The sequence below is a fragment of the Streptomyces ortus genome, from assembly GCF_026341275.1.
Lineage (GTDB): Bacteria > Actinomycetota > Actinomycetes > Streptomycetales > Streptomycetaceae > Streptomyces > Streptomyces ortus.
In genome coordinates this window covers 4106300-4125096 of record NZ_JAIFZO010000002.1, presented here as the reverse complement: position 1 = coordinate 4125096, position 18797 = coordinate 4106300, and the positions used below count along the sequence as shown (strand labels likewise).

Below are 18797 nucleotides of genomic sequence, written 5' to 3'. Positions count from 1 at the left end.
CCAGGGGTCGCGCCGGGCGGACGTCGCGGAGAAATATCCCGTACGTCCCTTTAGCGTGGGCGTATGTCCGAGATGCCGCACGGCGCACAGGGTGCACACGGTGCACATGGCAGACCGCCCACGCGGCGCGAACGCTGGGCCTCCTTCAAGGAGTCCCCCTTCCTCCCCGCGTCGGTGCTGGTGCTGATCCTCGCCGCAGCGGCGGGCCTCTTCGCCGGCTCGTACACGTACTCCATGGCGGACCCGACCCCGCGCCATGTGCCGACCGCGGTGGTGGGCTCGTACGAGGAGGGGCGGGGCAAGGCGTTCCTCGCGGGGATGGAGAAGGCGCTGGACGCCTCCCTGAAGATCCACGCGTACGACAGCCGGGCGGCGGCCGTACGGGCGGTGGACGACCAGAAGGTCTTCGCGATCCTCGATACGCGGGACGCCGGCGAGAAGGTGGTCCTCGACGTCTCCGGGGCGTCCGGGGCGTCGGTCGCGGAGCTGCTGGAGAAGGCGGCGCCGGCCGTCGGCAGGGCGACGGGGGTGGAGGTCACGGTCCGGGACATCAAGCCGCTCCAGGAGGGCGACCCGCGGGGGCTCGCCATCTTCTACATCTCGCTGGCAGCGGTGATCATCGGCTTCATCGGGGCGATCCAGCTCAGCGTGCACGCGCGGGGGCTGAACCCGATGGAACGGATCGCGTTCACCGCCGCGTACGCGCTGCTCGGCGGGTTCGCGATCGTGGTGGCGGTCGACTGGATCCTCGGAGCCCTGAAGCTGCCGTTCGTCGAGTCGTGGCTGATCCTCGCGCTGACCATGTTCACGTCCGGCATGGTCTTCACGATGTTCAACACCCTGTTCGGGCGCTGGGCGATGCTTCCCACGTGGGGGCTGATGGTCATGCTCGGCAACCCCTCGTCGGGCGGTGCCGTCTCCTGGCCCCTGCTGCCGTCCCCGCTCGGCGTCATCGGCCGCTGGCTCCCGCCCGGCGGCTCGGTCAACGCCCAGCACACGGCGGTGTACTTCGCCGGCCACCAGCACGTCTTCCCGTTCCTGGTCCTGGCCGGCTGGGCGCTGCTCTCCTGCGCGGTCTTCTGGACCTGGCGCCACCGCCACCCAGGGGGCCGCGCCGCACCCCCGGCCCACGCGTCGGGTACGCCCCGGCCGTGACCGCCGTCTTTCTGGGGGCGCGGGGAACTGCGCGTCCAGCGGCAACGGCCTCGCGGCTGTGCCGGCGCCCTGAGTGTCACGCCGGTGTCTTCAGGGGCGCGGGGAACGGCGCAAACGGCCCCCGGTGGCGGCCCCCGGCCGAACGACCCCGCGCCGGGCGCACAGCGAAGGCCCCGTCCACCTGGACGGGGCCTTCGAATGGTGGCTGGGGCCGGGATCGAACCGGCGACCTATCGCTTTTCAGGCGATCGCTCGTACCAACTGAGCTACCCAGCCACGCAGTTCACCGAAGTGATCTGCAAGCGGTCCTGACGGGATTTGAACCCGCGGCCTCCACCTTGACAGGGTGGCGAGCACTCCAAACTGCTCCACAGGACCAAGCTTGTGCGCAAGCGAGCGAACTCAGTCTCGCACACGGTATTACGTGCCCCCAACGGGATTCGAACCCGTGCTACCGCCTTGAAAGGGCGGCGTCCTAGGCCGCTAGACGATGAGGGCTATCGGCCCACCTGGGCGCTTCGCAGCGCGTCGGGGACGTGAGAAGCATATGGGATGTCGGGAGGGATCGCCAAAACGGTTTACGGGGTGGGGGTGGAAGGGGTGCGAGAGGCGGGCGCGCCCGGCTGGTTCTCCTTCGGAAGATGGCGGCTGACCTCGGCCGTCGTCAGTCCGAGCCCGCCCAGTTTGATCTCGTCCCAGGCCTGCAGCCGACGGGTGTCGCGGTCCAGATAGAGGATCGACGTCTCGATCGGCGCGGGGTCGTCGCCCTCCAGCGCGCGCAGCCCGCCGCCACCCGTCGAGCCCTCGATACGCAGCCGCGTGCCGTACTTCAGGACCTCCATCTCCTGGTGGTGGACATGGCCCGCCAGCACCAGCGGCACGTCCCCGTCCGTCTCGCGCGCCGCCGTCGGGTTGTGCGCGACCGCGATGTCGACCGGGGTCCCGGCCGCCTCCTGGTCGCGCAGGGAGGAGGCGAGACGGGCACCCGCCAGCACCTCCGACTGGCCCGCGCCGCCCACCCCGGCCGAGCGGTCCGGTGTGAACTGCGGGTCGCCGATCCCCGCGAACCGCAGTCCCGCGACCGACACCGCCCGGCCGTCGTCGAGGACGTGCACGTTCTTCATGCGCTCCAGATAGTCCTGCGTGACCTGCCCGTCGTGGTTGCCGCGCACCCACACGTACGGGGCGCCGAGGTCGGCCGCCGGGTCCAGGAAGCCGTTCTCCGCCGCCGTCCCGTGGTCCATCGTGTCCCCGGAGTCGATGACGACATCGATCTTGTACTGCTTCACCAGCGACGCGATGATCTTCCAGCTCGCCGGGTTGAGGTGGATGTCGGAGACGTGCAGGACCCGGATCGTGGAGGGGTCCGGCGCGTACGCGGGCAGCGTGGACGTGACGTCGTACAGCTTCGTCACATTCGTGACCAGGCGGGCCAGTTCCTTCTGGTAGACGTCGAACTCGCTGACGATGCTGCGCGCGTTGCCGACCACCGAGGGCGCCGAGGAGAGCAGGCCCGAGAACTTCGGTTCGAGGACCGACTTGGGGTTCCAGGTGGCGAAGGCCGTCGCGCCGCACGCGGCCAGCAGCGTCAGTGCCAGGCCGCCCGCCGCGAGGGCCCGGCGCGGGCGGCGGTAGACCGCGAGGCCCAGACCTGTCGCACCGGCGACCACGGCGGCACAGGACCGTACGGCCAGGTCGAGCGTGCCCGCGCCGACGTCCTCGGCGACCTCGTCCTGTAGGCCGGAGAGCCGTTCCGGGTGGTCGACGAGGGCCTGTGAGCGGACCGGGTCGAGCTGGTCGACGTCCACGTCCAGCCGCAGCGGGGCGGTGTGGCTGCGCAGTTCGAGGGCGCCGAGCGGCGAGACGTTGATCTTCGTGCCACCGGTGAGGGAGGGGCGCAGGGTCATCGTGGTGTCCATGGGGCCGACCGGCGCCCGGACGTTCCCGACGACCAGCAGTCCGAGCCACGCGCCGAGCAGCACGACGGCGACGAGCCCGAGCGCACGGGTATAGGGGTGCGGTTGCTGGACGAGTTCGATGGCGGGCTGGGAACGGCGTGAGCGGTAGTGCCGTACGAGGATGCGGGGAGCCTTCCGTACGCGGAGCAGAGCGGCGGCAGCGGGGACGCGGGCCATTGGGCCCGTATGCCCAAGGGGCGGGGTCGGTATGCGGCGCGCCGGCCGGCGTCGGGTGTGCGTCCGGTGCGGCTTCCGTACGCCCTCGCACGCGCCCTCCCGTACGCGGTGGCCCTGGCGTCCGGGCGTGCGTACCGGACAATGGTCCTGTGCTGGAGATGACGCGCGAGGAGTTCGAGGAACTGGTCGCCGAGGCCCTGGACCGGATTCCGCCGGAGCTGACGCGGCTGATGGACAACGTGGCGGTGTTCGTCGAGGACGAACCGCCCGCCGACGATCCCGAGTTGCTCGGGCTCTACGAGGGGACTCCGCTGACCGATCGCGGGGAGTGGTACGCCGGGGTGCTGCCGGACCGGATCACCATCTACCGGGGGCCCACGCTGCGGATGTGCGGGACGCGCGAGGAGGTGGTGGCCGAGACCGAGGTGACGGTGGTGCACGAGATCGCCCACCACTTCGGCATCGACGACGCACGCCTGCACGCGCTCGGCTACGGCTGACGTACGCGCGGCCCGGCGCGCACGGGTGCGACGCGTACGTACGCGCACGGGTGCGACAGGGACGTGCGCGTACGACTGTGACGGGTACGCACGTGTACGGGTGTGACGGTACGTACGCGTACGGCGGCGTGTCCTCTTGCGGGCGGCGGGAGTTGGGCAGGGTGACCACTCGTCCCCTTCCTCGCGCTCCCGTCCCCGGGTTCCCGGCCCAGCCGGACAGGAGGGGACCCCATCCGGAGGTAGCTGCCCGTGCGCGCCATGTACGTACCCGTCCGTCTGGCCGCCGCGGCCCTGGCGGTCGCCGCCTCCGCCGGCTGCATGAGCGTCGGCGACGACGAGGGGAGCGGCCGGACCAGGCCCTCCCACTCGGCGGGGCAGCAGGGCGGCGAGGAGGCCGACGGCGGGTCCGCGGTGACCGGCGAGGGCGCCGCGGGGCGCGGGACGAGTGACGGAAAACACGCTCGGATGAAGCCGCACGAGTCCGCGTCCGGGTCGGCGTCGCCGTCGGCGGGGGAGAGCGGTTCGGCCGCGCCCAAGAAGCCGGCCAAGGGCGCCACCGGCGGGAAGAAGCCCAGGCCAGGGGTGCCTTCGCCGACGAAGGAGCAGCCCACGCCGACGCGTCAGGACCCGGAGCCGACGCCCCCCAAGGAGACCCCTCCGCCGTCCCCGGACCCGACCACCGCCGAGCCGTCGTCCTCGGCGCACCCGGAGCCCGAACCGCAGCTCGCCCAGCGTCGGGAGCCGGCGCCGGAGGCAGGGATTCAGGCCTGAGCGGGGTCCGGCAGCCGTGGCCCAGGACCGGCGCAGGCCCGGTGGAGCCCCGGCGTCAGGAGGCCGTACGGGCCTCTGACCTGGACATTCGACGTCGGTTTGCCTTGAGGGGCACAGGGTGCGTATGGTAGTAGATCGTTTGATCCCATCGCCCGGCGCCATCACAGAGCGCCGCGTGGCGCGTACTCTCCCTTGCCGTGGCTGACCGCATTGAGGCGGTCGTTTGCGAAATCACGGAGTTGACGGGCGCGTGCCGAAGAGACTCCGGAAGGTTTCGCATTCGCATGTCCATTTCCAGTACTGATCACATCGTCGTGCCCGAGAACGAGGCACCCGAGGTGACCGAAGAGACCGCGGCCCCCGAGCTTTCCGCGGCTCCCCAGACCTCTGAGACCCCCGAAACTCCCGGGGCCCCCGAGGTCACCTTCACCGACCTCGGTCTCCCCGAGGGCGTCGTGCGCAAGCTCGGCCAGAACGGTGTGACCAGCCCCTTCCCGATCCAGGCCGCGACCATCCCGGACGCCCTGGCCGGCAAGGACATCCTCGGCCGCGGCCGTACCGGCTCCGGCAAGACCCTCTCCTTCGGTCTGCCGCTGCTCACTCAGCTCTCCGGCGGCCACACCGAGAAGAAGAAGCCCCGCGGCATCATCCTCACGCCGACCCGTGAGCTCGCGATGCAGGTCGCGGACGCCCTCCAGCCGTACGGCGACGTGCTCGGCCTGAAGATGAAGGTCGTCTGCGGCGGTACGTCGATGGGCAACCAGATCTACGCCCTGGAGCGCGGCGTCGACGTCCTCGTCGCCACCCCGGGCCGGCTGCGCGACATCATCAACCGTGGCGCCTGCTCCCTGGAGAACGTCCAGGTCGCCGTGCTCGACGAGGCCGACCAGATGTCCGACCTGGGCTTCCTGCCCGAGGTCACCGAGCTGCTCGACCAGATCCCCGGCGGCGGCCAGCGCATGTTGTTCTCGGCCACGATGGAGAACGAGATCTCCACGCTGGTCAAGCGCTACCTGACCAACCCGGTGACGCACGAGGTCGACAGCGCCCAGGGCAACGTCACGACCATGTCGCACCACATCCTCATCGTGAAGCCCAAGGACAAGGCGCCGGTCACCGCCGCGATCGCCTCCCGCAAGGGCCGCACGATCATCTTCGTCCGCACCCAGCTGGGCGCCGACCGTATCGCCGAGCAGCTGTGCGACTCCGGCGTGAAGGCCGACGCGCTGCACGGCGGTATGACGCAGGGCGCCCGTACCCGCGTTCTCGAAGACTTCAAGAAGGGCTACGTCAACGCGCTCGTCGCGACCGACGTCGCCGCCCGAGGCATCCACGTCGACGGCATCGACCTGGTCCTGAACGTGGACCCGGCCGGTGACCACAAGGACTACCTGCACCGCTCCGGCCGTACGGCCCGTGCGGGGCGCAGCGGCACGGTCGTGTCGCTCTCCCTGCCGCACCAGCGCCGGCAGATCTTCCGTCAGATGGAGGACGCGGGCGTCGACGCCACGCGCCACATCATCCAGGGCGGCGCCGCCTTCGACCCGGAGGTCGCGGAGATCACGGGCGCCCGGTCGATGACCGAGGTGCAGGCCGAGTCCGCGGGCAACGCGGCGCAGCAGGCCGAGCGCGAGGTGTCGCAGCTCACCAAGGAGCTGGAGCGCGCGCAGCGGCGTGCCGTCGAGCTGCGCGAGGAGGCCGACCGCCTGGTCGCCCGTTCCGCGCGTGAGCGCGGCGAGGACCCGGAGGCCGCGCTGGCCGAGGCGGCGGCTGTCGTCGAGGCCGCGGCTGCCGCCGTGGCGCAGGAGCCGGTGGCGCAGGCCGCCGACCCGCGCGACGAGCCGCGTCAGCGTCGTGACGACCGCGGCAACTACGAGCGCCGCGACAACCGTCGCGACGACCGCCCGTCCGGCGGCTTCCGTCGTGACGACCGCGGTGGCGACCGTGGCGGCTTCCGCCGCGACGACCGTCCCTCGGGTGGCTCCGGTGGTGGCTTCAACCGTGACCGCCGTGACGGCGACCGTCCCTCGGGCGGTTTCAACCGTGACCGTCGCGACGACCGTTCGTCGGGTGGCTTCAACCGTGACCGTCGTGACGAGCGTCCTTCCGGTGGCTTCCGCCGGGACGACGAGCGTGGCGGCCGTTCCTTCGACCGGCGTGACGACCGTCCGTCGGGCGGGTTCCGCCGGGACGACCGTCGTGACGACCGCGGTGGCGACCGTGGCGGCTTCCGCCGCGACGACCGTCCCTCGGGTGGCTCCGGCGGCGGCTTCAACCGCGACCGCCGTGACGGCGACCGTCCCACCGGCGGCGGCTTCCGCCGTGACGACCGCCCCTCCGGCGGTCACCGGGGCAGCGACCGTCCGTTCAACCGTGACCGGCAGAGCGACCGTCCCACCGGCGGCGGCTTCCGCTCCGGCCACGACCGTCCGTCCGGCCGCCGCGACGACCACCGCGGCTCGGGCTCCGGTTCGAACACGGGCTCCGGCTCGTCCTTCGGCCGCCGTGACGACAAGCCGCGCTGGAAGCGCAACGGCTGACGCGCCTCAGCTGACGCCGTAGCGACGTAAAACGCGAAGGGCCCGGACGACCTCGGTCGTCCGGGCCCTTCGGCGTTCGCGCCGGGTGTTGGGTGCCGAGTGCCGAGTGCCGAGTGCCGGGTGCCGGGTGCGGGGTGCGGGGTGCCGAAAAATGACAACTTCCCTGGCAGCGGTGGCTGTTACGCTCCGGCGCGCAATCGGACGGCCCGGCGGATCGCCGGGCCCAGGGGAGGGGACCCGTTGAAGCCACCAGTTCGTCATGCCCTCGTACGCTGCGCGATCGCCGTGACGCTCGCGTCGTCGGCCGTCGCGCTCGGCCCGTGGACGGCCACGGCGGCTTCGGCGGCCTCAGCGGCCTCGGCGGCCGAGAACCGGCCGCCGTCGCAGCCCGCTGGGGCCGGTCTCTCGACCGGGAGCGCGGCTTGTGCGGGTGCCGCGGATCCGACGTACGTGCGCTCGGCACCGACGCTGTCCGCGGTGCTGCGCGACCCGGACGGGAACCGGGTGAGCGCCCAGTTCGAGGTGTCCTGGACGGACGACGCGGGTGACCCCCAGGTGCGTACGGTCGAGACGACCCACCGGACCAGCGGATCCACGTTCAGCTGGACCGTACCGTCCGACATACCGGTCTTCACCGAGGTGAGCTGGCGGGTGCGGGCGCACGACGGCACGGTGTGGGGACCGTGGAGCTCCGACAACGAAGGACGGTCGTGCGCCTTCGTGTACGACGACGAGGCGCCCGCGAAGCCCTCGGTGTCGTCCCCGGAATACCCCGACTACTCCGACGACGGCGAGTGGCACGACGGGGTGGGCAAGTACGGCACGTTCACCGTCGACTCCACGTCGGACGACACGGTGTCGTACCTCTACTACTTCTCGGGCGGCGGCACCCGGACCGCGAAGCCGGCGGAGCCCGGTGGCCCGGTCGTGCTCACCTACCTGCCGCAGTCCGCGGGCATCCCCAGGCTGACGGTCCAGGCCGTCGACCGGGCGGGCAACGCGAGCGCGCCCAGGGAATACATGTTCCGCGTGAGCGAGGGCCGTACGCCCGTAGCCGCCTGGAAGCTCGCCGACGCGGCCGGGGCCACCGAGGCCGCGGCAGGCGCGGGCGGCCGTCCCGCGACGGCGGGTGCCGGGGTCGGGTTCGGCGCCGAGGGCCCCGCGCGGACCGCGGTGACGGGAGCGGCGGAGTTCGACGGCACGGCCGGGGCGTACCTGACCAGCGGCGCCCCGGCGGCCGACCCCGCCGCGGCTTTCACGGTCAGCGCCTGGGTACGCCCGGACTCCCTGGCCGAGGACCTGGCGGCGGTGAGCCAGGACGGCGGCGCGGACGCGGCGGCGTTCGGGCTGGGGACGGACGACGGAGCCTGGTCGTTCACGGTGGGCGACTCGGTCGTACGGGGCGGAGTGCCCGAGAGCGGGGAGTGGGCGCAGCTGACCGGCGTCCACGACCCGGTGGCCGGGACGGCCCGTCTGTATGTGAACGGCAGGTCGGTCGGCACCGCCGAGAACGTCACGGCGCCCTCGGCGTCAGGGAACCTCCAGGTCGGGCGGACCCGGAGCGGTGTCGGCGCCAACTGGCACGGCGCGCTGGCCGACGTCCGCGTGTGGGACCGGGTGGTCGTCGCCCCCGAGGCCGCCGCGCTCGCGAAACGCGGCACCGCGAGCAAGGGGTACTGGGCACTGGACGAGGTGGCGGACGGCGGCAGCCCGGAGCGGGACGGCGGACTGCCGCTGACGTTCGGTGGGGACGCCACGATCTACAACGACGACAACTCCTGCGACCCGGGGGCCGACCCGGACTGCGCACCGGTGCCCCTGCCCATCGTCGGGGCCGGACATCTGGTGCTGGACGGCGACGGCGACTTCGCCGCGGCGGACGGGCCGGTCGTCGACACCGGGGACAGCTTCTCGCTCTCCGCGCACGTACGGGTTGACGGCGCGTCGCGGGACCGGCCGATGACGGTGCTGTCGCTGCCCGGTGCGGACGGCTCTCTCGCCGCGGTGCGCTACTCGGGGGCCTCGGAGCGGTTCGAGGCGGTGCTGACGGACGCGGACGGCGAGGAGACCACGCTCACCGCGGGGAACGCGTGGGCGTCCCCGGACGACGACCACCACCTGTCGCTCGTGTACGACGACGCGGCCGACGAGATCCTGCTGTACGTCGACGGAGACGTTTCGGCGCGGACGTCGTACCGGCCGGGCTGGACGGCGAAGACCGGCATCGAGGTCGGGCGGTCGCGGGTGGCCGGGGGCTGGGGCGAGTACCTGGACGGCGTGGTCGACGAGGTGCACGTCCACGCGGGGGTGCTGACCTCGGACCAGGTCATCCACCTGCGGCTCGGAATGGCGGACGTGTAGCGGACGAGCAGTGGACGTGCAGCGGACGTGGGGTCCCGGCCCGGCCGGGACCCCACCGGCCGTGTTTCGGCCAGATCAACCGCACTGTGGCGCATGTCATACCTCCGGCGAGGGAATTGCTGGGGGCATGACAGAAGACGCCAGAGTGAGTGGGCTGTCGGACGAAGAGCGGCTGACCCAGCTCGGTTACACGCAGGTTCTCGCCCGCCGCATGTCGGCGTTCTCCAACTACGCGGTCTCCTTCACGATCATCTCGGTCCTGTCGGGCTGCCTGACGCTCTACCTGTTCGGCATGAACACCGGCGGTCCCGCCGTGATCACCTGGGGCTGGGTCGCGGTCGGCCTGATGACCCTGTTCGTCGGACTTGCGATGGCCGAGATCTGCTCGGCGTACCCGACCTCCGCGGGCCTGTACTTCTGGGCCCACCGCCTGGCTCCGGCGCGTACGGCGGCGGCCTGGGCGTGGTTCACCGGCTGGTTCAACGTCCTCGGGCAGGTCGCGGTGACCGCCGGTATCGACTTCGGGGCGGCCTCGTTCCTGGGCGCGTACCTGAACCTCCAGTTCGGTTTCGAGGTCACCCCCGGCCGCACGATCCTGCTCTTCGCCGCCATCCTGGTCCTGCACGGCCTGCTGAACACCTTCGGCGTACGCATCGTCGGCCTCCTCAACAGCGTCAGCGTCTGGTGGCACGTCGTGGGCGTCGCGGTCATCGTCGGCGCGCTGACCTTCGTACCGGACCACCACCAGTCGGCGTCCTTCGTCTTCACGGAGTTCGTGAACAACACGGGCTGGGGCAGCGGCTTCTACGTGGTGCTGCTGGGCCTGCTGATGGCGCAGTACACCTTCACCGGGTACGACGCCTCGGCGCACATGACGGAGGAGACGCACGACGCGTCCACGGCCGGACCGAAGGGCATCGTCCAGTCCATCTGGACCTCGTGGATCGCGGGCTTCGTCCTCCTCCTCGGCTTCACCTTCGCGATCCAGTCGTACGACGGCGCGCGCACGTCGCCGACGGGCGTACCGCCGGCCCAGATCCTCCTGGACGCGCTGGGCGCGACGACGGGCAAGCTCCTGCTCCTCGTTGTCATCGGCGCGCAGCTCTTCTGCGGCATGGCGTCGGTGACAGCCAACTCCCGCATGATCTACGCCTTCTCGCGGGACGGGGCGCTGCCGTACTCCAACCTCTGGCACACGGTGAACCCGCGCACCCGTACGCCCGTCGCGGCGGTGTGGCTCGCGGCGCTGGGCGCGCTGGTCCTCGGCCTGCCGTACCTGATCAACGTGACCGCGTACGCGGCGGTGACGTCGATCGCGGTGATCGGCCTCTACATCGCGTACGTCATCCCCACCCTGCTCCGGCTGCGCAAGGGCGAGGCGTTCGAACGGGGCCCGTGGCACCTGGGCCGCTGGTCCCGCCCGACAGGCATCGTGGCGGTGGCCTGGGTCGCCGTCATCACGATCCTCTTCATGCTCCCGCAGGTCTCCCCGGTCACCTGGGAGACCTTCAACTACGCGCCCGTCGCCGTCCTGGCGGTCCTCGGCTTCGCGGCGGCGTGGTGGTTCGCCTCGGCCCGGCACTGGTTCCTCAACCCGGACCACGAGCGCACCCGCGCCCGCGAGGCGGCCCGCGCGGGCGCCCCGGAACCGCTGGATCCGTGACGTCCGGCGCCCCATGGCGACCGCCCGGCGCGGCCGGGACACCGATACCCGATCGGAGTCCCGGCCGCGTCCGGCTATGCTCGTTCCTGCGTCGACCACGGTCGGCGCGTGCGCCGGCGATGCCCGGCGCACGGACCCTTAGCTCAATTGGCAGAGCAGTGGACTTTTAATCCATTGGTTGTGGGTTCGAGTCCCACAGGGTCTACACGAAAGCCCCCAGCTCAGAGGCGCTTGAGCTGGGGGCTCGTCTTGTCCGTCATGTCTGGCGGGGTTCGCTCCCGTCGCCGGGCGCCTTCGGCATGTCGATGACGTACGTCCCCTTCGCGGGCAGGGTCGCGACCAGTCCCCGTTTGCGGAGTTCGACGATGGGGCGGCGCACGGTGCCGATGCTCACGCCGTACAGCTCCGTCATCGCCCGCTCGCCGGGCAGCGCGGCCCCCTGCGGCAACTTGCCGGACGCGATGTCCGCCTCGATCGCGTCGGCGAGTTTCACGTACTCGTAGCGCGGAAGCTCACTCATCCCCCCACGGTGCCGCAGCCTTACGCGTACCGCAGAGGCAGAACGCATCTGATCGGTGCGCGGGAAGTGGCCGCCTGATGGAGCGCCCCCTCGACACCGCACCTCGTCCGCTGCCCTGGCGGTCCCTCGACGGGAAGCCCTGCTGTCTGGTCATGGACCACGGCGGCAGCCACCTGTCCCGGCTCGCCGACGACCTGGAGGCCGTCCTGCTCGCCACCGGCGCCGACGTGCTCGGCCTCGCCCGCCCGTTGCTGGACGACCCGGCGTCCCCGGCCGCGGAGCTGCGCTTCGCGGTCGTCGGCTCGCCGAGTGCCTGAGTGACGCCCTGCGCGTCGCCGAGTCCCGGGGCATGCGCCTGCCCGGCGGCGAGTAGGCGCAGACGCACCGAAGGCCTGGTGGACGCGTTGTGTACACATGGTGCACTCGGTACTCTTGGGCGCATGACCCAGATGCCCATAGAGTCCATCCGTGACGTGCGCGCCCACCTGGCCGAGGTGGTCGAGCGGGCCGACCGCGACGACACTCCCACGGTCATCACCCGACGGGGCAGGGAAGTGGCCGCCGTCGTGTCCATCGAGGTCCTGCGCAGGTATCAGGAGTGGGAAGAGCGCGAGATCAACCGGATCATCGACGAGCGCATGGCCAGCAAGGCGGCAGGTGCCCCGATCGAGGACGTCATGCGGGAGACGCTGGCCCGCGGTGAGTGAGCCCGGTGCGCGTGCGTATCGCACCGTCTTTCGGCCGGAGGCCCGGTCGGAGCTGCGAAAGATTCCCCGTGCTGCCGCACTCCGCATCCTTGCCAAGCTGACCGAGCTGGAGACCGACCCGCTCGGCTTCCACAGCACCGCGCTCGTCTCCCAGCCGGACCGGCGCCGCCTCCGCGTCGGGGACCACCGGGTCATCTACACGCTCGACAACGGTGAACTGGTGGTGTGGGTGGTTCACGTCGGACACCGGTCCACCGTCTACGACGTATAGACGTATGACCGTGCGGGTGGCGGGGGTCACGTGATCACCAGCAACGCCCCCCACATCACCACCGCCAACGTCGGCAGCAAGTACGCGATCAGGACGATCGAGCGGCCCCGGCCACGGCCCTGGCCTCGCGTGGACCAGCTCGACCATGTCGCCGCGTACTCAGGCAGGCGTTCCACCGCTCGGCGTTGTACGTGCTGGTAGTAGAGGCGGTGCCGGTGGCCCACGTACAGCCAGGTGAGGGCCAGTACGAGGCCGAAGGCGGCCAGGACGCGTGCCGCCACGAGGTGTTGCTCCGAGGTGAGGAGCGTCGTGTACGCCACGGCGAACAGCGACTGGCCCACCAGGAAGAGATTCCCCCGCGAGAACAGCATCGTGTTCTCGTGCAGCGTGTGCTGCCAGAGTCTGCCGTCCTCCGCCAAACGCTGCGCCAGCGCCTGGGCCCGTGCGTCGGCGTCACTGTCGTCCCCCACGTTCGTCTTCCTGCCCCGCAGTCGCGCGGAGTCACCGCTTCCGCAGCCGGCGGCAAACCGCGTCAGCCCGCCGTCAGCTCCGCGAGCGGGAGCGTGTGCTGGGTCTGGAGGACCTTCGCCCGCAGGTACAGGACGTTGTGGGCCGTCGTGAACACGCCTGTCGGGACCCGGAGTTGTACGTCCACGCCGAGCGCCCGGAGCTGGTCCGCCTTGTCGGGGTTGTTGGACAGGAGGTCCAGCTCCGTGATGCCGAGGGCCGTGAGCATCTGGGCCGCCGCCGTGTAGTCGCGGGCGTCCTCGGGCAGGCCGAGGGCCGTGTTGGCGGCGTACGTGTCGAGGCCCTCGTCCTGGAGGGCGTACGCGTCGAGCTTGTTGTACAGGCCTATGCCCCGGCCCTCCTGGCGGAGGTAGAGGAGGACGCCGCCGCGCTCGGCGATCCGCTCGACGGCCTCGCGCAGCTGCGGCCCGCAGTCGCAGCGCGCGGAGCCGAAGGCGTCGCCCGTCAGGCACTCGGAGTGCAGGCGGACCAGGGGTGTGGCGCCGGCCGGGTCGCCGAGGACCATCGCCACGTGTTCCCGGCCGTCGGTCAGGCCGTGGAAGGTGACCAGTTCGGCGTCGACGCTGTAGCCGTCGTGGAAGCGCAGGGGCACCCGGACGCGCGAGCGCTGGGTGGCGGCGGCTGGGTAGTGGGGCATGCGGGTACTCCGGTCCACGGTACTCGTCTGCTTCAGATTTGAAGCAGATCCTCGAATCGAGACCCTAGTCCATGCTTTAAAGTTAAAGCAATGGTGCCGTGTGGAGCGGGGAGGGCCCCGTGGGGAGGATTACGTACACGAACCCTGCGAGCGGCGGCGCCATGGGACGTCGTCCGGGGGTGCCTGCGCGTCGTCGCCCTCCAGGCCCCGCGCGACACTCGCGCAGATCTCCTCCAACTGCCCCACCTGCTCCGCGGTGAGCCGGTCGAAGAGGGCCGCGCGGACCGTCTCCACGTGACCGGGAGCCGTACGCTCCAGCAGGGCCATCCCCTCGCCGGTCAGGACCGCCGTGCTGCCCCGCCTGTCGCTGGGGCAGCCCTCACGGCGCACCGCCCCGTCCTTCTCCAGGCGGGTCACCGCGTACGTCAGCCGACTGCGCGTGATCTTCGTCCGCTCGGCCAGATCGGTCATCCGCAGGCGGCGGTCCGGCGCCTCGGAGAGGTTCGCCAGGATGGAGTAGTAGACATGCGGCATACCGGCCTCCTGCTGGAGCTGCCGGTCGATCGCGTCCTCCAGGAGGTGGGAGGCGGCGATGTAGGCGCGCCAGGCGCGCTGCTCCTCGGGGGCGAGCCAGCGGGTCGTCATGCCTCCAGTGTAAGTTTGTTTCAAACTTGAACCAAGCCGCGAGCCGCAGCCGTATGCAGCGAGCCAAGCCGAGCCGAGCCGAAGCCCAGGTCCCGCCCCGCCCGCGTCCCACCCCGCCCCGCGAAAGAGAGCGCGTCCATGCCCCACCCCTACGTCCTGTTGTCCGCCGCCGTCTCCCTCGACGGCCGCCTGGACGACACCGGCCCCGAACGGCTGCTGCTCTCCGGCCCCGCCGACTTCGACCGGGTCGACGAGGTACGGGCCGACTCCGACGCCATCCTGGTCGGCGCGGGCACCCTGCGCGCCGACAACCCGCGGCTCCTCGTGAACTCCGCCGAGCGCCGCGCCGCCCGGGTCGCCGCGGGGAGGCCCGCCTACCCGCTCAAGGTCACCGTCAGCGGCACCGGCGACCTCGACCCCACCGCCAACTTCTGGTCCACCGGCGGCGAGAAGGTCGTCTATACGACGGACGACGGCGCCGTGACGGCGGTGGAGGCTCTGCGAGGGCTCGGCGTCGACGTCGTGTCCGTGGGGGCCGGGCTGGACTGGCGGGCCGTGCTCACCCACCTCCACGACGTCCGCGGCGTACGGCGGCTCATGGTCGAAGGCGGCGGCCGGGTCCACACCCAGCTCCTCCAGCAGGGTCTCGCCGACGAACTGCAGCTCGCGCTCGCACCGCTCGTGGTGGGGCAGCCGCACGCGCCGAAGCTGTTCGGGGACGGCCCGTACCCGGGCGGGCCGCGCAGCCGGCTGCGGCTCGTCGAGACCCGGCCCGTGGGAGACGTGGTGCTCATGCGGTACGTGCCCACCGCGCCCGGCACCGGACCCGTACCCTCCGCCGCCGACCACCGGTGGCTGGCGCTCGCCTGCGAACTGGCCGCCGAGTGTCCGCCCTCGCGGACCGCCTTCAGCGTCGGCGCGGTCGTCGTCGCGGCCGACGGCACGGAGCTGGCCCGCGGGTACTCCCGCGAGTCCGACCCCGTCGCGCACGCCGAGGAGGCCGCGCTGGCCAAGATCGCGCCGGACGACCCCCGGCTGCCGGACGCCACGGTCTACAGCAGCCTGGAGCCCTGCGCCCACCGTGCCTCGCGGCCCGCGCCCTGCGCCCGGCTGATCCTCGACGCGGGCGTGCGCCGGGTCGTCACCGCCTGGCGCGAGCCCGACACCTTCGTGGCCGCCGCCGACGGGAACGGCCTGCTCACGGCTGAGGGCGCCGACGTCGTCGTACTCCCGGACCACGAGAGCGCGGCCAAGGCGCCCAACCGGCACCTGGACCGGCACCAGAACCGGGGCTGACATTTACCCGTGTGCGCCGAGTCCCGCGAATGGCGTACAGTGGTCTCAACGACGCGGGGTGGAGCAGCTCGGTAGCTCGCTGGGCTCATAACCCAGAGGTCGCAGGTTCAAATCCTGTCCCCGCTACTGAACACCTGAGGCCGGAATCCATTGGATTCCGGCCTCAGGTGTTTCCACGGCAGGACGGCACGACGGCACGGAGACCTGGTGCTCACCCTCCCGGTCCCCGTCCGCTCGCCACTCCCCGCCCGTCCCGGAACGCTGTACGGAGCGAGGTGGTCGAGGGCAGGAGACACGTGATCGGGCGTCGAGCGGTCGAGCAGCGGTCGCCGGGCTCCGCCGGGCCGCGGCCGGACAAGCAGGCCGGCCCGTACCCCCGTACCCGCGCGGTCGTCCGCGCGCTGCCGGCGCTGCTGATCGTCGCCGGAATCCTGTACGACGCACTCACCCCGCAGTACTTCACCGCCGCGCCCTTCCTCTCGGCCGCCTCACTCATCGCGGCCCCGCTGCTGTCGCTGGGCGCCACCGTCTGGACGGGTGTCGCGGGCACGGCGGCCATGGTCCTCGTCAGCCTGCGGTTCACCCTCGACGCGAGCGGGATCACCGAGATCGCGACCGTGGCCGTCGTGGCCTGCCTCGCCGTCGTCATCAACCGGCTCGTGAGCCTGGGCAACGCCCGGCTGGCCTCCGCCCACGAGATCGCCGAGGCCGCCCAACGGGCCCTACTGCCCGAACCGGCCGCGCGGACCGGCGGCCTCGACCTCGCGGTCCGGTACGTGGCGGCGCAGACCGACGCGCTCATCGGCGGCGACCTCTACGCCGTGCAGGACACCCCGCACGGCGTACGGCTCGTCGTGGGCGATGTGCGGGGGAAGGGCATGGGCGCGGTCGCCGCCGTGGCCGTCGTCATCGGAGCCTTCCGGGAGGCCGCCGAACAGGAGAGCACCCTGGAGGCGGTCGCCCAGCGGCTGGAGCGGTCGCTGATGCGCGAGGGCGTGCGGCGCGACAGCGTCGAGGTCTTCGAGGGCTTCATCACCGCCGTGCTCGCCGAGATCCCACACGGCGCCCAGCGCGTACGACTCGTCAACCGCGGCCATCCCGGGCCGCTCCTGCTGCGCTGCGACGGAACCGTACGCACGCTCGCCGCTGCGGAACCCGCGCTGCCGCTCGGGATGGGCGACCTGGGCGCGTGGCCCGACCGCGCGCAGGAGGAGGACTTCCCGGCCGGGTCCACGCTGCTCTTCTACACGGACGGACTGTCCGAGGCCCGGGACGGGCGGGGGGTCTTCTTCGACCCGGTGACGCGGCTGTCGGGGCGGGAGTTCGCCGGGCCCGACGCGCTGCTCGCCGCGCTGGTGGACGAGGTGCTGCGGTACACCGGGGGCGGCGGTACGGACGACATGGCGCTGCTCGCCGTGCGACGGCCGTGAGGGGGTCGGGAGACTCTTCCTGACTTGTTTCCTGACTCGCTTCCGGACCTGCTTCCGGAGCTACTCCGGGCAGGACCTTCTGCGGACCTATATCACCTGCAGTAGTCGAACGACGCCCCTGCGCATCACAACTGACACACCATCAACAAAATCGGTGCCCGTGAATGCCGACCAACTCGCCCGATTTACCCCGCTCGGAACGTTTAAGTCCAGGCCAGGAGCCGTAACGATCATCAGGAACAGCTTGGAATCCGGTGCCTGAGTCTATTAACGTTCGATAACGCAGCGCGGTGTCCCAGCCGTCACAAGAGACGGCTCCGTGCGCACGCGCCGAATCCCGCAAGGGAACCGGGGAACCACCTACATGGGGTGAATCGCGTGTCTTTCGTGGTGGTGAACACCGCGGTCGACTCGCGTAGGAGACCTTCCTGCTCCGAACCCGTCAGCTAACCCGGTAGGCGAGAAGGAAGGAAAGGAGCGCGCCCACGTGGCGTTCAACAGGCCTGCCCCCACACCGTCGTTCATACCGGACGAGGTGACGGGAGAGACCTCGGGCGGCAAGAAGCCCGACACCTTCGCCTTCGGCGCCCGCAGGGACGACGAGCCCTTCGAGCCCTGGAACCCCAGCGCCGAGACCGTCCTTCCCGTCCGGGGCAAGCACCGCGTCTCCAAGCAGCGTGGCGGGGGACTCGCCCGCAGCTCCACCGTTCTCGGCGTCGGTGTCATCGCCGCCGTCGGCGCGGGCGGCATGGCCTCCGCGCAGACCGGCAAGCCGCCGGTGTCGATCTCGATCCCCGACCTGCCGAACGTCGGCTCGCTGATCTCCGACGACGACGCGGCCCCCGAGGGTTCCAGCAAGGCGCTCACCGCCGCGGGACTCACCGAGGCCGACGCCGAGGAGGGCAACGCCGACGCCGGCGAGGCCCTGCGCTCGCGCATCATGCTCCAGGCCGAACTCCAGCAGGACCAGGTCGACCGCGAGGCCCAGGCCGTCGCCGAGGCCGCCGCCGCGAAGAAGGCCGCCACGCTCGCGGCCAAGGAGCAGGACGCGGCGAAGGCCAAGGCCGCCGCCGCGAAGGCGAAGAAGGAGAAGGAGGCCGAGGCGAAGGTCGAGGCCGCGCGCCTCGCCACGCTCGCCAAGCAGTTCACACTGCCCACCTCCTCGTACACGATCACCTCCACCTTCGGGCAGTCCGGCTCGCTGTGGTCCTCCGGTCAGCACACGGGTCTGGACTTCGCCGCTCCCACGGGTACCCCGATCAAGGCCGTTCACAGCGGCACGATCACCGAGGCGGGCTGGAGCGGTTCGTACGGCTACCGCACGGTCCTCACGCTCGACGACGGTACGGAGCTCTGGTACGCCCACCAGTCGTCGATCGGCGTCAGCGTCGGGCAGAAGGTCAGCACGGGCGATGTCATCGGGCGCGTGGGTGCCACCGGCAACGTCACCGGGGCGCACCTCCACCTGGAGGTCCACACGGCCGGCGGCAGCGGGATCGACCCGATGACGTGGCTGCGCGGCAAGGGCCTCAACCCGTAAGCCTTCCGCTACGCCGCTACGAGGAAGAGCCGACGCGCGTGTCGTGGGGCTTTTGGGGGCGCGGGGAACTGTGCGCTCAGCCCCCGGCGGCCTGCGGT

The 18797-nt window shown here is 71.5% G+C and carries 17 protein-coding genes, 5 tRNA genes and 1 riboswitch; of the genes, 14 read left to right on the top strand and 8 right to left on the bottom strand.

Annotation, left to right across the window (positions count from 1 at the left end; all coding sequences use genetic code 11):
• The first annotated feature begins 72 nt into the window (after positions 1-72).
• Positions 73-1155 (top strand): ABC transporter permease, encoded by a 1083-nt coding sequence (locus tag K3769_RS21475; protein ID WP_267031483.1) that lies wholly within the window; start codon positions 73-75, stop codon positions 1153-1155.
• Between the two features lie 199 nt (positions 1156-1354).
• Here K3769_RS21475 and K3769_RS21470 read toward each other — a convergent pair.
• The 4 genes from K3769_RS21470 to K3769_RS21455 all read right to left on the bottom strand — a co-directional run bounded on the left by K3769_RS21470 (position 1355) and on the right by K3769_RS21455 (position 3290).
• Positions 1355-1431 (bottom strand) — tRNA-Phe (locus K3769_RS21470).
• A gap of 27 nt (positions 1432-1458) precedes the next feature.
• A tRNA-Asp gene (locus K3769_RS21465) sits at positions 1459-1533 on the bottom strand.
• A 47-nt stretch (positions 1534-1580) separates the two neighbouring features.
• Positions 1581-1653, bottom strand: a tRNA-Glu gene (locus K3769_RS21460).
• Between the two features lie 80 nt (positions 1654-1733).
• Complete coding sequence (locus K3769_RS21455; protein WP_267028009.1) at positions 1734-3290, bottom strand: metallophosphoesterase; 1557 nt, start codon at positions 3288-3290, stop codon at positions 1734-1736.
• A gap of 149 nt (positions 3291-3439) precedes the next feature.
• Between K3769_RS21455 and K3769_RS21450 the strand changes: the two genes are divergently transcribed.
• The 6 genes from K3769_RS21450 to K3769_RS21425 all read left to right on the top strand — a co-directional run bounded on the left by K3769_RS21450 (position 3440) and on the right by K3769_RS21425 (position 11330).
• The gene (locus K3769_RS21450) at positions 3440-3790 is read left to right on the top strand and encodes a metallopeptidase family protein (protein WP_189776386.1); all 351 of its coding nucleotides are present in this window, start codon (positions 3440-3442) and stop codon (positions 3788-3790) included.
• Between the two features lie 258 nt (positions 3791-4048).
• On the top strand, positions 4049-4561 hold the full coding sequence (locus K3769_RS21445) for a hypothetical protein (RefSeq protein ID WP_282566900.1): 513 nt from the start codon (positions 4049-4051) through the stop codon (positions 4559-4561).
• Positions 4562-4845: 284 nt separating this feature from the next.
• Positions 4846-7101 (top strand): DEAD/DEAH box helicase, encoded by a 2256-nt coding sequence (locus K3769_RS21440; protein ID WP_267028007.1) that lies wholly within the window; start codon positions 4846-4848, stop codon positions 7099-7101.
• 240 nt (positions 7102-7341) lie between these two features.
• Positions 7342-9462 carry a LamG domain-containing protein gene (locus tag K3769_RS21435; protein ID WP_267028006.1) on the top strand — a complete coding sequence of 707 codons (2121 nt, stop codon included), beginning with the start codon at positions 7342-7344 and terminating at the stop codon, positions 9460-9462.
• 127 nt (positions 9463-9589) lie between these two features.
• Complete coding sequence (locus tag K3769_RS21430; RefSeq protein WP_267028005.1) at positions 9590-11125, top strand: amino acid permease; 1536 nt, start codon at positions 9590-9592, stop codon at positions 11123-11125.
• A 132-nt stretch (positions 11126-11257) separates the two neighbouring features.
• Positions 11258-11330, top strand: a tRNA-Lys gene (locus K3769_RS21425).
• Between the two features lie 51 nt (positions 11331-11381).
• Here the strand turns inward: K3769_RS21425 and K3769_RS21420 are convergent.
• Positions 11382-11645, bottom strand: a complete 264-nt coding sequence (locus K3769_RS21420) for a winged helix-turn-helix domain-containing protein (RefSeq protein ID WP_267028004.1) — start codon at positions 11643-11645, stop codon at positions 11382-11384.
• Positions 11646-11722: 77 nt separating this feature from the next.
• Between K3769_RS21420 and K3769_RS21415 the strand changes: the two genes are divergently transcribed.
• The 3 genes from K3769_RS21415 (at position 11723) to K3769_RS21405 (ending at position 12623) form a co-directional block, all read left to right on the top strand.
• Positions 11723-11962, top strand: a complete 240-nt coding sequence (locus K3769_RS21415) for a hypothetical protein (protein ID WP_372515003.1) — start codon at positions 11723-11725, stop codon at positions 11960-11962.
• A 123-nt stretch (positions 11963-12085) separates the two neighbouring features.
• Complete coding sequence (locus K3769_RS21410; protein WP_267028003.1) at positions 12086-12352, top strand: type II toxin-antitoxin system Phd/YefM family antitoxin; 267 nt, start codon at positions 12086-12088, stop codon at positions 12350-12352.
• Positions 12345-12623 (top strand): type II toxin-antitoxin system RelE family toxin, encoded by a 279-nt coding sequence (locus K3769_RS21405; RefSeq protein ID WP_267028002.1) that lies wholly within the window; start codon positions 12345-12347, stop codon positions 12621-12623. The genes K3769_RS21410 and K3769_RS21405 overlap by 8 nt, the downstream gene beginning before the upstream one ends.
• A 26-nt stretch (positions 12624-12649) precedes the next feature.
• Here the strand turns inward: K3769_RS21405 and K3769_RS21400 are convergent, their stop codons facing one another.
• The 3 genes from K3769_RS21400 to K3769_RS21390 all read right to left on the bottom strand — a co-directional run bounded on the left by K3769_RS21400 (position 12650) and on the right by K3769_RS21390 (position 14433).
• Entirely contained in the window at positions 12650-13093 is a 444-nt protein-coding gene (locus K3769_RS21400; protein ID WP_267028001.1) for a RipA family octameric membrane protein, read from the bottom strand.
• Positions 13094-13155: 62 nt separating this feature from the next.
• Entirely contained in the window at positions 13156-13788 is a 633-nt protein-coding gene (locus K3769_RS21395) for a GTP cyclohydrolase II (RefSeq protein WP_267028000.1), read from the bottom strand.
• Positions 13789-13917: 129 nt separating this feature from the next.
• Entirely contained in the window at positions 13918-14433 is a 516-nt protein-coding gene (locus K3769_RS21390; RefSeq protein WP_267027999.1) for a MarR family winged helix-turn-helix transcriptional regulator, read from the bottom strand.
• Positions 14434-14571: 138 nt separating this feature from the next.
• Between K3769_RS21390 and K3769_RS21385 the strand changes: the two genes are divergently transcribed.
• The 4 genes from K3769_RS21385 (at position 14572) to K3769_RS21370 (ending at position 18699) form a co-directional block, all read left to right on the top strand.
• Positions 14572-15729: a dihydrofolate reductase family protein gene (locus K3769_RS21385; protein ID WP_267027998.1), complete on the top strand. Its 1158-nt coding sequence runs from the start codon at positions 14572-14574 to the stop codon at positions 15727-15729.
• A gap of 52 nt (positions 15730-15781) precedes the next feature.
• Positions 15782-15855: transfer RNA gene (locus K3769_RS21380), tRNA-Met, on the top strand.
• A 170-nt stretch (positions 15856-16025) separates the two neighbouring features.
• The gene (locus K3769_RS21375) at positions 16026-17159 is read left to right on the top strand and encodes a PP2C family protein-serine/threonine phosphatase (protein ID WP_267027997.1); all 1134 of its coding nucleotides are present in this window, start codon (positions 16026-16028) and stop codon (positions 17157-17159) included.
• Positions 17160-17477: 318 nt separating this feature from the next.
• A riboswitch (cyclic di-AMP (ydaO/yuaA leader) is annotated at positions 17478-17635 on the top strand.
• A gap of 11 nt (positions 17636-17646) precedes the next feature.
• Positions 17647-18699 carry a M23 family metallopeptidase gene (locus tag K3769_RS21370; protein ID WP_267027996.1) on the top strand — a complete coding sequence of 351 codons (1053 nt, stop codon included), beginning with the start codon at positions 17647-17649 and terminating at the stop codon, positions 18697-18699.
• Positions 18700-18797 lie beyond the last annotated feature (98 nt).